Raw genomic sequence first — 14,855 nt, forward strand, 5'->3', positions numbered from 1 at the left:
GAGTGGTCGTGGAGCCTCCGCGAGCGGTCGAACACACGCCTCATCCGGGAGGAGTCCTCCCGGACATCGGCCTGAGGCGGCCGAGCAGACAATCCCTCGCTGCATCCGTTCTCCCGGGGACGAACCCGGCGGGAGCGATGCCTCCCCCCATGGCATGGACGAAGGTCCCAACCCAATTTCAGCCCCAGGACGTCCTCGTCGGGACGTCTGCCTCTCGAGGAGGGGACGCCTGTCATGTGTGGAACACCCACGTCGCCCAGGACCGGGAACCCGAGCGAGCGAAGGATCGAGGAAGCAAGACCCCGCCATGATGCCACGCCCAGGAGCCGGAGCGCGGCGTCCCGTCCCTGTGGGGGACAGGCGGCGAGCGGCCCGCGACAGCGGGGGCCCTCCCGCGCGGAACGACGCGCCAGTTCGCACTGCGGAACACCGTCGCGAGCCCCCTGGACGTGCGCCCAGGAGGAGGACGACCTGGACCTCGAGGATGCAATCGCCTCCTGGTAGCCGGGCCTGCTAACACGGGCGCATGACCGCGCCCCGCCCCAACCCCCTGTTGTCGGATCGCGACGTGGACTTCCAGCTCGACGAGGTGCTGGACGTCTCCACACTCTGCGCCCTGCCCGCCTTCGCCGAGCACTCGCGCGAGACCTTCGGCCAGCTGCTGGACAGCACGCGCCGCTTCGCGCGCGAGGTGCTCTATCCGACGTACCGGCGGATGGACACGGAGCCTCCCGTCTTCGAGGACGGCCGCGTCCGCGTGCATCCGCTGATGCGCGAGCTGTATCCGCGCCTGGTGGAGCTGGGCATGCTCACCGCCACGCGCCCCGTCGACGTGGGCGGGCAGCAGCTTCCGCTCACCGTGCACGCGCTGTCGAGCGCCTACCTCATGGCGGCCAACCTCAGCGCGTACGCGTACCTGGGGCTCACGCACGGCGCGGCCCACCTGATGGAGGTGTTCGGCTCGCCGGAGGTGAAGGAAACCTTCATGGCCCCGCTGTACCGGGGCGAGTGGACCGGCACCATGGCCCTCACCGAGCCACAGGCGGGCAGCAGCCTGGCGGACGTGAGGACCCGCGCCACGCCCGCGCCGGATGGGACGTGGCGCATCCAGGGTTCGAAGATCTTCATCAGCGGCGCGGACCAGGACTTCACCCAGAACGTCGTCCACCTCACGCTGGCGCGCACGGACGCGCTGGAGACGGGCACCAAGGGCATCTCCCTGTTCGCGGTGCCCACGCGGCGGCCCGAGGGTGGCTCGCTGGTGGACAACGACGTGCGCGTGGCGGGCGTCATCCACAAGATTGGCTGGAAGGGCATCCCCAGCCTCGTCCTCAACTACGGCGAGTCGGGCGACTGCCGGGGGTGGATGGTGGGGCCGCCCGGGCGCGGGCTGGCGTGCATGTTCCAGATGATGAACGAGGCGCGCATCATGGTGGGCCTCAACGGCGTGGCCACCGCGTCCGTCGCCTACCACGAGGCCGTGGCGTACGCGCGCGAGCGTCCACAGGGCCGGTCCGCCGCGACGAAGGACGCCTCCCGTCCGCAGGTGCCCATCATCGAGCACGCGGACGTGCGGCGCATGTTGCTGCGACAGAAGGCCATCGTGGAGGGCGGCCTGTCGCTGCTCACCACCGCCGCGTATCAGGCCGACCTCGCCGCGCACTCGCGGGACGAGGACACGCGCCAGCGCGCGGCGCTACTGGTGGACCTGCTGACGCCCGTGGCCAAGTCCTTCCCCGCCGAGCGCGGCTTCGAGGCCAACGCGCTCGCGGTGCAGGTGTACGGCGGCTACGGCTACTCCAGCGAGTACCCGCCCGAGGCATGGCTGCGCGACCAGAAGCTCAACAGTCTCCACGAGGGCACCACCGGCATCCAGGGGCTCGACCTGCTGGGGCGCAAGGTGGTCGCCGGAGGTGGCGCGGCCCTGGCGGCGTTCGCCCAGGAGGTGGGCACCACGCTGGAGCGCGCGCGCCGCGCGGGCGTGGACCCGGCCTGGGGCGACGCGCTGGAGGCCGCGCTGCGCGAAGTCGGTGACGTGGTGACGGGGCTCGCCTCGCGGGCGCTGGCCGGGGACGTGGAGGTGATGCTGCGCCACAGCGCGGACTTCCTGGAGCTGTTCGGCATCGTCGTCGTCGCGTGGCGCTGGCTGGAGCAGGCCGCCGCCGCGAAGGAGGGCCTGGCCCGCGGCGGAGACGAGGACCGCGACTTCTACGAGGGCAAGCTGGCCACCGCCCAGTACTGGTTCGCCACGGAGCTGCCCCGCGTCCCCCACCTCCTCCAGCTCTGCCGCACCGGCGAGGACTCCTACGCCCGCATGCGACCGGACTGGTTCTGAACAGCCCCACCGGGCGCCGCGGCGGCAGCGCCCGCTCGCCTGCCCTCCACGGAAGGCGAGGCCTCGGCCCCCTTGTCGGTATGTTTCCGCTGCACAAATCGTTGGTGGTCGTAAGATGTGAGGCGTGACGGTTTCCTTCCACCTGTGTCAGCCCGGTGGGGGCGCCTCGTGTGGCGCCTGCTGCGGCCTCTACAACTTCCAGGACCACTCGCGTGAGGCGCTGACGGAGCAGCTCGCCACGCAGACGGCGCGGCTGCGGCGCACGCCATTGGACGCGGAGTCCTGGGGCGAGGCGGCGCGGGAGCTGCTCGAGCAGCGCCACGCCTCGCCCATGTTCCCCGCGGTGCGCGTGTGCCCGCTGCTCGGCTTCATCGACTTCCAGGGCAGGCAGGTGGGTTGCCTGGGGCACCCGAAGGTGACGGGCGGCGTGGACCTGCGCGACTGCGGCGTCTACCGGTCGTCGGTGTGCGAGACGTTCACCTGCCCCTCGTTCGGCTGGCTCACGGATGGCCAGGCCCGGCTGGTCCAGGCGGCGTGCGCGGACTGGTATCTGTATGGACTGGTCATCACGGACGTGGAGTTCGTGCGCGCGTGTCTGCGGCTCCTGGAGTGGGAGCTGGGCGGTCCGGCGCGGCCGGAGGAGATGATGGCCCGGCCGGAGGTGCTCGCGACGGTGCGGCGGCTGTTCGCGCTGAAGGAGACGGCGCCCCGGCGGGACAAGCGCGCGGTGGTGTTCGGCCGCTTCAGCCGCGACGTCGAGGGTGAGCCCGTGCCGCGCATGCTGGACTACGTGAAGCTGGGCGTGCGTGCGGCCCCCGAGGACGACGTCGTGTTGTGCCTCGGCTACACGCCGACGGACCCGACCGAGCTGATGGCCTCGCGGGAGCTGGTGCGCTCCCACGTGCGGGCCGTGTCACGCGCGCTCGCGGCCTGAGCCCACGACGCCCGTCCGCGCTCCGCGCCGCCCGCGCTGGAGAAGCGCGGCGACCCGGCAGGTCCCCTTCCGTTCCTCGCGAGCGCATGCGTCTTGCACAGGCCCCTGTGCACGCAGCACCAATTGGGAACGCGAGGTGAGCAGATGGGAAGGCGATGGGCGTGGGTGGGAATGCTGGGCCTCTGCGCGTGGCTGTCCGGGTGCAAGGAGCGTGAAGCACGCGACACGACGGTCGGTGGTGGACGGTCCGCCGCCAGCCTCCAGGTGGCGGGAGTCGTCGCGAGCAGTGGCGACACGGGCGTCACCACGCCCGGGGGTCCTCCCAGGGGCGCGAGCGGCGAGGTGAAGTCCCAGGGCGTCGCCGCGCCTTCGAGCGACCCCGCGGGGAGCGCACGGGTGACGCAGGCGCCGGCCGGTGGCGCGAACACCGGGAGCATGGCGGGCACGGGCGGCGCGTCGACGTCGGGCACGCCGGCCATGCCCACGCCTCCGGGCGCTCCGGCGCAGCCGGCGGGTGGACTCGGGCGGGTGATGATCGGGACGGCGGCGGTGCAGGCCCGGGACGACGAGGCGTGGTTCGAGGGCGCGGCCAAGGCGGCCCAGGCCGCCCGTCCCGAGGTCTCGACGAGTCGCGCCTTGGAGAACGTCGTCATCGCGTCCAGCGCCGTGAGCGGGCGGGTGACGCGCGTGGGGCGGGACACCATCACCGTGCGGGACAGCGAGGGCAGCGACTACGTGCTCGCGCTGGATGACCGCAGCCAGGGCCTGCGACAGGGACGGCGCGTGTCGTTGCGCGGACTCCAGGAGGGAACCCCGGTGCGCGCGGGCTTCGTGCTGATGGGCGGGCGCAGCGTCGCCCGGGAGGTGCGCATCCGCCGTTGAAGGAGGCGCCCGTCCGCCCGCTCCATGCCCGGCGCCGCTGTGGCATAACGAACCTCCCCTGATGGGAGGCGAGCGGATGGACGACGGAGGCCCGGGGCGGAGTCTCGCGCGGCGGCGAGGAGGCTGGCGCGCGGCCTGGGCCTTCGCGGCGCTGCTGGCGGGCTGTGCGCCACGGAGCGCGCCCGAGCCCGTCGTACCGCCACCGCCCAGGCTCACCGTCGCGCAGGTGGCGCGGCTCATCCCCTCGCACGTGAAGGAGCGCGAGGGCTGGGCGCAGGACGTGTTGGATGCCTTGGAGGCGGAGGAGGTCACCCCCACGCCCGTGGCGGTGTGCTCCGTGCTGGCCATCATCGAACAGGAGTCCGGCTTCCACGCGGACCCGGCGGTGCCGAACCTGCCGCGCATGGTGCGCACGCGCCTGGAGGAGCACGCGAACACGCTGGGCCCCCTGGGGCGCAAGGCGCTCGCGTCCGTGCTCTCCGGAAAGGCGCCGGGCCACAAGCGGACCTTCGATGCGCGGCTGAACGCGCTGCGCACCGAGCGGGACCTGGACCGGCTCTTCCGCGACATGCTCGCGTACTACGAGCAGGAGTACCCGGCGACGTTCGCGGCGATGAACCTGGCCAGCTCCCTGTTCTCCTCACGGAGGCTGGAGGACCTGAACCCCGTCACCACGGCGGGCTCGATGCAGGTGAGCGTCCGCTACGCGATGGAGAAGGTGGGCGAGGACGCGGACCCGGTGAAGGTGCGCGAGGCGCTGTACACGCGCGAAGGGGGCGTGCGCTTCGGCACGTCGCGGCTGATGGGCTTCGAGGCGGCCTATGCCCAGCCGCTCTTCCGCTTCGCGGACTACAACGCCGGCGTCTATGCCTCGCGCAACGCGGCGCTCCAGGCCCAGGTGAGTCAGCTCACGCGCCTCCCGCTCGTGCTGGACGGAGACCTCCAGCTCTACGACAAGCGCGGTGAGCCGCGCGCCGAGGACAGCAAGTCCCTCGAGGCCCTGCTCTCCTTCCGTCAGCGCCACGCGCCGGAGCTGAGCGAGCGGCAGGTGCGCCGGGACGTCGCCAAGGAGAAGGAGGAGTCCTTCGAGGCCACCGACACGTTCCGCGCCGTCAAGCGCGTCTACGCGAACGAGACGGGCGAGTCCCCCGCCTATGCCCAGCTCCCGCAGGTGACGTTGGAGAGCCCGAAGTTGAAGGGCGAGCGCACCACCGCGTGGTTCGCGCGCTCGGTGGACGCGCGGTTCCAGAAGTGCCAGGCCCGCCACCGCGCCGCGCAGGCGAAGTAGCGGGCCCGGGCTCACGTCACGGCGTGGTGAAGAGCGAGCTGAACGCGTCCGCGCGGGCCATGGGCAGCGCCTCGCGGGAGTGGAACGGGTCGCGCTCGATGTCGTAGCCGGGGCCGTCAAAGGCGGACACGCGCAGGTAGTAGATGCTGGCCGGCTTCAACATGCCCGGGGGCAGGCGCACCTGGGTGGCCGAGCCCGGCAGGTAGATGGAACCATCCGCGACCATGAAGTTCGCCTCCGGGTCATAGCGGAGGAACGCCACGCGGTAGGCGTGGACGGAGCCCAGGGTGGGCGGCAGCCAGGAGATGACCGGGTTGGCGGACCCCACCTCGCGCTGGGTGTTGGCGGGCACACCGTCGATGGCCAGCGAACGCGGCGGCGACACGACGGGCTGGACGGGGCTCGCGATGTAGTTGTTGAACTCGTCCCACGTCGCGATGCTGCCGGTCAGGCTGACGCGCTGCCCCGAGCCGTTCGGCAACGTCTCCAGCAGGCGGAACGAGTAGCTGCCCATGCCCACCACGCCCCAGGTCGACGGGAACGGATTTCCGAACTGCAGCCGCTGCGTGAAGTTGAACGACGTGGCGCGCGGCAACTGCAGGGTGAGCAGCTCACCCGAGTAGCCGATCCACCCGTCGTTCGTGCCATGCGCGGAGGGGATGGCGTAGAAGATGGGGATGGACGGGGTCGCGAGCGGGTGCGTGGCCGTGGCCCAGCTCGTATAGGCCGGCAGGCGCCATTCGAGCGGGAACTCGGTCCGGCGCGTCGGCTGCATCACGCCCGCCAGCGGCAGGGGGGTGACGCCATCCGCGGTGAAGTCGAAGGCGCCCACCTCCACCGCGCGGTCCACGGCGGTGTACCCCAGCGAGATGCCATCCGGCGTCGTTCCCGCGAGGTACTGGCTGTGCTGGGAGACGTAGAGTCGGTCGCCCTTGCTCGCCTCGAAGACGGGGATGTTGCCCGTGCTCGACCACAGCTCGGCGTCGTTGGTGAGGATGCGCGTCTCACCGTCGGAGATGCCGTCGAGCAGGCTCACGGCGCCATACAGGTCCACCTGTGCGGACGCGAGCTGGAGGCTGGAACCAAAGAGGCTCGACGAGTTCGTCCACGGCGCCATGTTCACCAGGTTCAACTGGAGCGGCGTGAAGGCGAGGTCCGAGTAGACGGCGTCCGGACGTCCCAGCTTGTTGATGCCCAGGTCCACGTGGCGCGCGTTCGAGACGATGTACGTCGACCCCGTGCGCAGGTAGTACGGCCCGGAGGGTACACCCGTGAACTGCCACCCACCCGGCACCGCGGAGCCGAGCAGCAGGGTGAACGTCGCGCCGTGCGGGATGTAGAGCTCGGGCGGGTTCGCGGACAGGTCCTCCACCCGCTCGGAGATTCCCACCGACGTGAAGAAGCGCGTCGTGTCGGTCACCAGCACCGCGTCGCTCGGGATGCCCGCGTCTCCAGGCGTGCCCGCGTCATCAGGCGTCCCCGCGTCCGAGCACCCCTCGGCCAGCGACTCCCCCATCCAGGTGCCATTGCCTGGCGACTCGGAGCGCGGCCCGCCCTGCGAAGGACTCCCGGTGAACTCCTGCGTCTCCTGCGTGGGCGCGCCACAGCCCACCAGCGTCATCGCACACGTCGACCCGACCAACACAGACCACTTCAGCCAATTCATTCCATCCCCCATCCATTTGAAAGGCGCGAAAACCTATCCAGGGGCTCTGACGTTGCCCGAAGAGGTAGGACTGGCATCCACCCGTCAGGACATACACGTCCGCCCTGGCGACTCCGCCATCCGGGGGGAGATACGGAACGGACCGCGGACCCTGGCTGTCCGGAGCGCGCGAAAGCGCCGGTCAGCGGGTCCGTGGTGAAGGTGATGTCAGGGATTGCGCCCACCCGGGCCCGACAGGGTCGAAGCCTGTCGGGCCGGGGGCGCGAGACGCGCGGGCCTCAGCGCTCGGTGGGCGCGGGCGCGAAGCGCTTGTCGGAGATCTTCATCTCCGTGACGGTGCCGTACTTGCGAGCCATCTCCCGGATGGCGGACGCCTTGCCGATGAGGACGAAGGTGAGGTCCTCGGACGGCGGCAGGACGCGCTGGATGACCGTGCCGATGGCCTGACGCGTGGTGCCATCCACCGCCGCGGCAAAGCCATCCACGTCGCTGGAGTCCAGACCATAGAAGGCGAGCTCGGACAGCTTGTCCGCCACCTGCTGACCGGTCTCCAGGCGCGGCGGGAACTGCCCCAGGACATACGCCTTGGCGGACTCCAGCGTGGCGTCATCCAGGCCCGCCTGCCGGTAGCGCGCGTACACGTCCAACGCCATGTCGATGGCCTTGTCCGTCTTCTCCGTCTGGGTGAAGGAGGAGATGACGAAGGCGCCCGGCTTCGACTCCGGCGAGAAGTAGGAGCGCGCGCCGTAGGTGAGGCCGGACTTCACGCGCAGCTCGGTGTTGAGCAGCGAGGTGAAGCGCCCGCCGAGCACCGTCCCCGCGAGGTTGGCGGCGACGCGGTCCGGGTCGTTCCGGGCGATGGCGGTGTTGCCGATGAGGAAGTACGTCTGGGTGGCGTCCGGCTTGTCCACCAGCAGGACGCGCCGGCCCTTGCTCACGGCGGTGGTGGCCACCTGCGGCGCGGGGCTGGCGGCGCGCGCCATGCCGCCGAGCGCCGTCTGCAGCTTCGCGGCGAGCGCCTTGGCGTCGAAGTCACCGACGACGGAGAGGATGAGGCGGTCCGCGCCGAGCTGGTTCTTCGCGTACCCGAGCACGTCCTCGCGGCCGAGACCGGGCAGCGACGCCTCGGTGCCGTCCACGGCGGTGCCGTAGGGGTGGCCGGCGAAGTGGAACGCGTCGAAGTAGGTGTTGACGAGCGCGCGCGGGTCACCGTCCTTGGCGGCGGTGATTTCGGACGTCATGCGCGCGCGCGTCTTCTCCAGCTCCTCCTGCGTGAAGCGCGGACGCAGGAGCATGTCCGACAGCAGCTCCACCATGAGCGCGCTGTCCTTGGACATGAACTGGCCGGCGACGGTGAGCGCCTCCAGTCCGGAGTGCACCTGCAGCGAGCCGCCCACGCCGTCCACCGCCTCGGCGAACTGACGCGCGTCACGCGCGCCGGCGCCCTTCTGGAGCAGCTCGCCGGTGAGCGCGGACAGGCCCTCCTTGCCGGCGGGGTCCGCGAGCGCGCCACCGCGCAGCCACGCGCTGAACGAGATGAGCGGCACCTCGCGGCGCTCCACGAGGATGAGCTTCGCGCCGTTCTTCAGGGTGACCGTCGTCGCCTTGGGGAGCGTGACGCCCTGGCGCCCCGAGGGCTTGGCCGCGGTGGGCTTGATGGCCGGACTCTCCGCCGCGGAGGCGGAGGCGGACGCGAACAACATGGTGGCGAGCACCGACTTCCAGGTGAGCGGAGCAATCATCGCGTGGCCTCCTTGTGGGCGGCGGGGGTGGCGGCCGGGGCTTCGCCGGGAACGAGCCAACCGACGGTCCGCCGCTCGGTGGCGAAGATGCGGGCGGCGACCTTGCGCACGTCCTCGCGGGTGACGCGCTCGTAGCGAGCGGGCGCGTCGAAGAGCTGGCGGAAGTCACCGCGGAAGGTCTCGTTGGAGCCCAGCGCGTAGCCACGGCCGTTGTTGGTCTCCAGCGAGCGCCAGAAGTTGGCGAGGGTGATGTTGCGCGCCTTGCGCAGCTCGGCGTCGGTGATGCCGTCCTTCGCCACGCGGGCCAGCTCCTCGGTGAGCAGCGCCTCCACGCGGGACAGGTCGCCACCCGGCGGCAGGTCCGCGGTCACCCAGACGAGGGACGGGTCGAAGCCGCCGGTGAACATCGTCGTCGCGCGCAGGGCCACGCGCTCCTCCTCGACGAGGCGGCGGTGCAGGCGCGAGGAGTCGCCCTCGCCCAGCACGCTCAGGAGCAGCGTGAGCGCCTCGGCGTCGGGGTCCTTGGCGGAGAGGCCGTGATAGGCGAGCTGGAGCAGCGGCGACTGGGAGACCTTCTTCACCACGACGCGGCGCTCGCCCTGTTGCACGGGCTCCTGCGTGCGCACGGGCTCCGGCGCGGGCTGGGAGGGGATGGGCTCGAGGTACTTCTCCACCAGCGCGAAGACCTCCGCCGGGGTGACGGCGCCGGTGACGACGAGCGTGCCGTTGTTGGGCGCGTAGTACGTCTTGAAGTAGCGCTGGAGGTCCTCCATGCGCCACGACTCGATGTCCGACGGCCAGCCGATGACGGGGAACTGGTACGGGTGCGCGACGAACGCGGTCGCCTGCACCTGCTCCGCGAGCGCGCCCATGTTGTTGTTGTCCACGCTGGAGCGGCGCTCCGAGTAGACGACGCCGCGCTCGGACTCGATGATCTTCGGGTCGAACGCCAGGTGCTGGAGCCGGTCCGCCTCGAGCTGGAAGATGACGTCGAGCGCGGAGCGCGGGAACCAGTCCATGTAGACGGTGACGTCCTCGGAGGTGAACGCGTTGTTGGAGCCGCCGTTGGCCTCCATGACGCGGTCGAACTCACCCGGGCCGAACTTCTTCGCGCCGTTGAACATCATGTGCTCGAAGAAGTGGGACAGGCCGGTGATGCCGGGGTACTCGTTCCGGCTGCCCACGCGGAACCAGTTGTACAGCGCGACATTGGGGATGTCGTGGTCGGGCCAGACGATGACCTTGAGCCCGTTCTTGAAGGTCCGGCTCTCGACGTTGGCGCCGAGCTTGGACGAAGACGTGGCGGCGGCCTTGGAGGCGGCCTTCGACTGCGCCTGCGCGCCGGCGGCCGGGGCCACCAGCAGCGCCGCGCACGACGTCCAGAGGAGTGTCTGACGGAACATCCGTGCTCCTGACGTGAGGAAAGACGCCCGCGAACGGGCGGGGGAGCACGATATTCCAGTTTCTCGAAGGGGCGCCTACCGGGAAGGGCGGGTCCGGCTCAGGCGCCGAGCACGCCCCGGAGCACGTCCTGGAAGTAGTTGATGCTGCCGACGTGTGTCGAGTGGTGCTTCGCCGACTGGCGGAGCCGCTCGACGACGGCCTCGAACTCCGCCTGGCTGACGTCGCGCAGGGACAGGTAGAGCCGGGCGGCGCCCTGGAGGTACGAGAAGAGCGGGTTGCGGTCCGTCCCGTCGGGCCGGCGGAGCAGGTGGCGGTAGAGCCGCTCGAACTCCTGGTCCGTCTCCGTGTTGCGGATGGCGCGGCAGTACCCGGCGGCCGTGGCCTCGATGAGGATGAAGAACGGGTGGTACTCGGGCGGAGGCGAGGGGGTGAAGCTGGGGGGCTTCGCGGTCCCCGTCCACAGCTTGGAGATGGGCTGGAGGGTGACGTGCGCCGTGAGGTCGCCGTCGCGCACCAGGGCGCGCGGCCCCACGGGGAGGATGTGCTTCTCGTCCTGCCACTCCGCGGCGACGAACAACCGCTCCGGAGCGCCCACCTTCACGCCCGCCTTCTCCAGCTCCGCCACTGCATTCGCGTCCATCTCGGTCCACTCCTCCGGAGCACACTGTCTACCCCGCTCCGGGCGCGCGGTGCACCCCGGTTCGGGCGCGGCCGTCCGCCCGGCTCCCCTCCACGGCGCCAATCCCAACCACCACCAGCAGGAGGCTCACGCGCGAAAAAGCAAAGGGCCCTGGACGTGGAATCCAGGGCCCTTCGAGCTTTGCATCGCTGTGCCCAGGGGCGGAATCGAACCACCGACACGGGGATTTTCAGTCCCCTGCTCTACCGACTGAGCTACCTGGGCGTACGGGTCACCGCGAGAAGCCGCGCTCTCATATCGGGCCCGTCCCCGGGCCGTCAAGCACGCATTTCTCACCCCGTCCACGCCTCATCACGCGGCCCGAGGCATCGCCTCCGCGTCCCAGGTCGTCAGACCCGCGGTGAGCCGGCGCTTGAGCTTCGCCCGGAGCCCCTGTTCGATCTGCCGGATGCGCACCGCCGTCACCCCGAAGCGGCGAGCCAGCAGCTCCGCGCTCACGCCGTCCTCCACCAGCATCCGCTCCTGGACGAGCGCCCGCTCCCGGGCATCCAGCTCCGGCCAGGCCTCCTCGACGCTCGCCCGTAGGCGGGCGACCCACTCCGAGCGCTCCACCAGGTCCTCCTGCGACGCGCCCGAGGACTCGAGCACGTCCAGCCTCGTCACCTCTCCGTCCTGGGTCACCGGCGCGTCGAGCGAGACATCCCGAATCAGCGACTCCGTCGCGCGCATCACGTCCTCCTCACGCTTGCCCAGCGACTCCGCCAGCCGGCGCTCCACCTCGGGATGCCCCTCGCCCCAGCGGGCCTCCAGCCGCGCCCGCTCCCGGCGGAGCTGGAACACCACCCACGGCGCCCGCCCGCCGCCCATGCTCCAGTTGCGGCCCACGTACGCCCGGATGCGCGCGCGGATCCACTGGCTGGCGTACACCGCGAACGGCACCCCGCGCTCCTCGAAGCGCCTCGCGGCCTCCATCAGGCCCACGTTGCCCTCGGACACCAGTTCGTCCAGCGACAGCCCGGTCCAGCGGTATTTCCACGCCAGCCGCTGCACCAGCTCCAGGTGCTCTCGCACTCGCGCCTCCACCACCTCGCCCGGCACCTCAAGCTCAGGGGACTCACAGGACACGCTCATCGAGACGGCTTCCATGGACCTCCTCCAAATCTCCGCGACTGACCTGACCACCGCTCGCGGACACCCAGAGAGATAAGCCACCCCCATCCATTAAAAAATTAGGTAGTTTGAGCGCGATAGTTCGATAATCTCGATGGTTATGAGCTGGCTGAACTACCACCACCTCCTGTATTTCTGGACGGTTGCGCGAGCGGGCAGCATCGCCAAGGCGGGCGAGGAGCTGCACCTGGCGCAGCCCACCATCAGCAGCCAGTTGAAGCTCCTGGAGGAGTCGCTGGGCCACAAGCTCTTCGAGCGGCAGGGGCGCAAGCTGGTGCTCACGGACGTGGGCCGCACGGTGATGCGGTACGCGGACGAGATCTTCCGCATGGGCAACGAGCTGAAGAACGTGGTGGCGGGCATGCCCTCGGGTCAGCAGCTGCGGCTGAACGTGGGCATCCTCGACGTCATCCCGAAGCTGGTGGCCGAGCAGTTGCTCAAACCCGCGCTGGAGGCCGGGCCCTCCTTGCGCATCATCTGCCGCGAGGGGCCGCTGCCCCAGTTGCTCGCGTCGCTGGCGTTGCACGAGCTGGACGTGGTGCTCGCGGACGCGCCCAGCTCCGAGCCGGTCAGCGTCCGCTCCTTCAACCACCTGCTCGGCAAGTGCGGCGTGTCCTTCTTCGCGGCGGAGAACCTGCGACACCTGAAGAAGGACTTCCCCCGCTCGCTGGACGGCGCGCCCATGCTGCTGCCCTCGGACGAGTCCTCCGTGCGCCGCTCGCTGGACCTGTGGTTCGAGCGTCAGCGATTGCGCCCGCTCATCGCCGGAGACTTCGACGACAGCGCGCTGCTCCAGGCCTTCGGACAGAGCGGGCACGGCGTCTTCGCCATGCCCTCCGTCATCGAGTCGCAGATGGAGCGGCAGTTCAACTGCTCCGTCATCGGCCGCACCGACGAAATCGAGACGTGCTTCTACGCCATCACCGTCGAGCGACGCCTGCGTCACCCCGCGGTCGTCGCCATCGCCGAGGCGGCCCGGTCGCAGATCTTCAGCATGTGAACGTGAGCCCCCTCGCCACGCGGGCGGCGGCGGGCGCTCCCGGCGCTACTCGGCGTCGGGCGTTCCCCCATCCAGCTCGGCGGGCAGCGGCGTCGCGGGGCCCGGAGGATCGTCCGTCACGGTCTGGACGGGCTCCCGGACCTGGTCGGGGCCCTGGAGGGGTTCTTGTTGCTCCGCCCCAGCCGGCTGCGTGGTCTTGCACGCCAACGGGACGACAGCGAGAGCCAGGACGACGAACACGACGCGACGCATGAAGCCTCCTCTCCGGGTTCGGGCGAGGCATTCGGGACGCACGCCTCGCGCACCAAGGTGGAGACGCATCACGCCCTCCACCACCCGGGGGGCGACGGTCCGGACGAGGGCTCGGCGGGGCCTCCGTCCTCCGGACACGCGAGCCTCCGGCCAGGAAGCGCTTCCGGGGCATGTGCACCGTTGCGTTGGGAACACCCGCCGCCAGGAGGAGGAGCCCCGGGCCATGTTGGATGTCGTGGACGTCGGCAAGAAGTCGCTCGCCATGTATCGGGGCGTCGCCCCCGATGCGCAGTTGGATGAACTGCTCCACCGCGCCGAGCACCTGCGCGGCGCGCGCTGCATGCACCTCAACGCCACCTCCTACGGAGGAGGCGTCTCGGAAATCCTGCGCTCGCTGGTGCCCCTCTACAACGACCTGGGCATCGCGACGGACTGGAAGATCATCCACGGCGACGACACCTTCTTCCAGGTCACCAAGCGCATCCACAACGGCCTCCAGGGCGCTCCCGGCGCGCTGACCGAGTCCGAGAAGGCCATCTACCTGGCCAACGCGCAGCTCAACGCGCGCCGGCTCGTGTCCGACTCCGAGGACTACGACTTCATCTTCGTCCACGACCCGCAGCCGGCCGTCCTCGCCGCCATCAGCGACCTGCGCGACGCGCGCTGGATATGGCGCTGCCACATCGACACGTCCCATCCCAATCCCAGCTACTGGGAGTTCCTCGCCCCCTACCTGCGCGAGTACGACGCCGCCATCTTCACCCTGCCGGAGTTCATCCCGCCGTCGCTGCCCATCCGCGAGGTGCGCGTCCACGCGCCCGCCATCGACCCGGTCAGCCCCAAGAACCATCCCCTGCCCACGCAGCTCGCGCGCGACGTGCTGGAGTGGATTGGCATCCGCACCCACCGGCCCCTCGTGTGTCAGGTCAGCCGCTTCGACCGATGGAAGGACCCGCTCGGCGTCGTCCATGCCTACCAGCGCGTGCGCCCCCACGTCCCGGACCTGCAACTGGCCCTGGTGGGCTCGCTCGCCCTCGACGACCCCGAGGGCTGGGAGGTCTACGAGGAGCTGCGCGCGGCCACCGCGCACGACGGCCTCATCCACGTCCTCACCAACCTCGTCGGCGTGGGGAACATCGAGGTCAACGCGCTGCAGAGCCTCTCCGATGTCGTCGTCCAGAAGTCGCTGCGCGAGGGCTTCGGGCTCGTGGTCTCCGAGGCACTCTGGAAGGGCACGCCCGTCGTCGGCGGACACGCCGGGGGCATCCCCCTGCAACTCCCGGAGGGCATCGGAGGACTGCTCGTGGACACGGAGGAGGAGTGCGCCGAGGCCCTGCTCCGGCTCTTGCGTCAGCCCGAGGAGGCGCGGCTGCTCGGCGAGCGCGGACGGGAGCACGTGCGCGAGCACTTCCTCATGCCCCGGCTGCTGCTGGACCACCTGCGGCTGCTCGACACGCTCTCCACTTCGCGGCCCCTTCCTCCCCGCGGCATCGTCCCCACGTCCCTCCTGGGACTGACCGGAGCGTGACATGACCGCGCGCC

The 14,855-nt window shown here is 70.6% G+C and carries 12 protein-coding genes and 1 tRNA gene; 6 read left to right on the forward strand and 7 right to left on the reverse strand.

Annotated elements, in window-relative coordinates; translation table 11 throughout:
- Positions 1 to 526: 526 nt before the first annotated feature.
- From LZ198_RS25095 to LZ198_RS25110, 4 genes are all read left to right on the forward strand, one after another.
- Entirely contained in the window at positions 527 to 2,335 is a 1,809-nt protein-coding gene (locus LZ198_RS25095; protein WP_253974570.1) for an acyl-CoA dehydrogenase, read from the forward strand.
- A gap of 124 nt (positions 2,336 to 2,459) precedes the next feature.
- Positions 2,460 to 3,269, forward strand: a complete 810-nt coding sequence (locus tag LZ198_RS25100; protein ID WP_253974571.1) for a hypothetical protein — start codon at positions 2,460 to 2,462, stop codon at positions 3,267 to 3,269.
- Between the two features lie 144 nt (positions 3,270 to 3,413).
- A complete protein-coding gene (locus LZ198_RS25105; protein WP_253974572.1) occupies positions 3,414 to 4,151 on the forward strand; it encodes a hypothetical protein in 738 nt (245 codons plus the stop codon).
- Positions 4,152 to 4,227: 76 nt separating this feature from the next.
- Positions 4,228 to 5,439: a DUF1615 family protein gene (locus LZ198_RS25110; protein ID WP_253974573.1), complete on the forward strand. Its 1,212-nt coding sequence runs from the start codon at positions 4,228 to 4,230 to the stop codon at positions 5,437 to 5,439.
- Between the two features lie 16 nt (positions 5,440 to 5,455).
- On the opposite strand, the gene LZ198_RS25115 is transcribed toward LZ198_RS25110, so the two are convergent.
- The 6 genes from LZ198_RS25115 to LZ198_RS25140 form a co-directional block, all read right to left on the reverse strand.
- Positions 5,456 to 7,105 (reverse strand): hypothetical protein, encoded by a 1,650-nt coding sequence (locus tag LZ198_RS25115; protein ID WP_253974574.1) that lies wholly within the window; start codon positions 7,103 to 7,105, stop codon positions 5,456 to 5,458.
- Between the two features lie 278 nt (positions 7,106 to 7,383).
- Positions 7,384 to 8,808, reverse strand: a complete 1,425-nt coding sequence (locus LZ198_RS25120; RefSeq protein ID WP_407667462.1) for a M16 family metallopeptidase — start codon at positions 8,806 to 8,808, stop codon at positions 7,384 to 7,386.
- A gap of 35 nt (positions 8,809 to 8,843) precedes the next feature.
- Positions 8,844 to 10,250 carry a M16 family metallopeptidase gene (locus tag LZ198_RS25125; protein WP_253974576.1) on the reverse strand — a complete coding sequence of 469 codons (1,407 nt, stop codon included), beginning with the start codon at positions 10,248 to 10,250 and terminating at the stop codon, positions 8,844 to 8,846.
- A 98-nt stretch (positions 10,251 to 10,348) separates the two neighbouring features.
- On the reverse strand, positions 10,349 to 10,891 hold the full coding sequence (locus LZ198_RS25130; RefSeq protein WP_253974577.1) for a hypothetical protein: 543 nt from the start codon (positions 10,889 to 10,891) through the stop codon (positions 10,349 to 10,351).
- 191 nt (positions 10,892 to 11,082) lie between these two features.
- Positions 11,083 to 11,155 (reverse strand) — tRNA-Phe (locus tag LZ198_RS25135).
- Between the two features lie 87 nt (positions 11,156 to 11,242).
- Entirely contained in the window at positions 11,243 to 12,037 is a 795-nt protein-coding gene (locus tag LZ198_RS25140) for a sigma-70 family RNA polymerase sigma factor (RefSeq protein WP_253974578.1), read from the reverse strand.
- 124 nt (positions 12,038 to 12,161) lie between these two features.
- On the opposite strand from LZ198_RS25140, the gene nhaR reads away from it, so the two are divergent.
- Positions 12,162 to 13,061, forward strand: a complete 900-nt coding sequence (gene nhaR / locus LZ198_RS25145) for a transcriptional activator NhaR (RefSeq protein ID WP_253974606.1) — start codon at positions 12,162 to 12,164, stop codon at positions 13,059 to 13,061.
- A gap of 45 nt (positions 13,062 to 13,106) precedes the next feature.
- On the opposite strand, the gene LZ198_RS25150 is transcribed toward nhaR, so the two are convergent.
- A complete protein-coding gene (locus LZ198_RS25150; protein ID WP_253974579.1) occupies positions 13,107 to 13,313 on the reverse strand; it encodes a hypothetical protein in 207 nt (68 codons plus the stop codon).
- Positions 13,314 to 13,536: 223 nt separating this feature from the next.
- On the opposite strand from LZ198_RS25150, the gene LZ198_RS25155 reads away from it, so the two are divergent.
- Complete coding sequence (locus LZ198_RS25155; protein ID WP_253974580.1) at positions 13,537 to 14,841, forward strand: glycosyltransferase; 1,305 nt, start codon at positions 13,537 to 13,539, stop codon at positions 14,839 to 14,841.
- The last annotated feature ends 14 nt before the right edge of the window (positions 14,842 to 14,855 follow it).

Source organism: Myxococcus dinghuensis (assembly GCF_024198235.1).
GTDB lineage: Bacteria > Myxococcota > Myxococcia > Myxococcales > Myxococcaceae > Myxococcus > Myxococcus dinghuensis.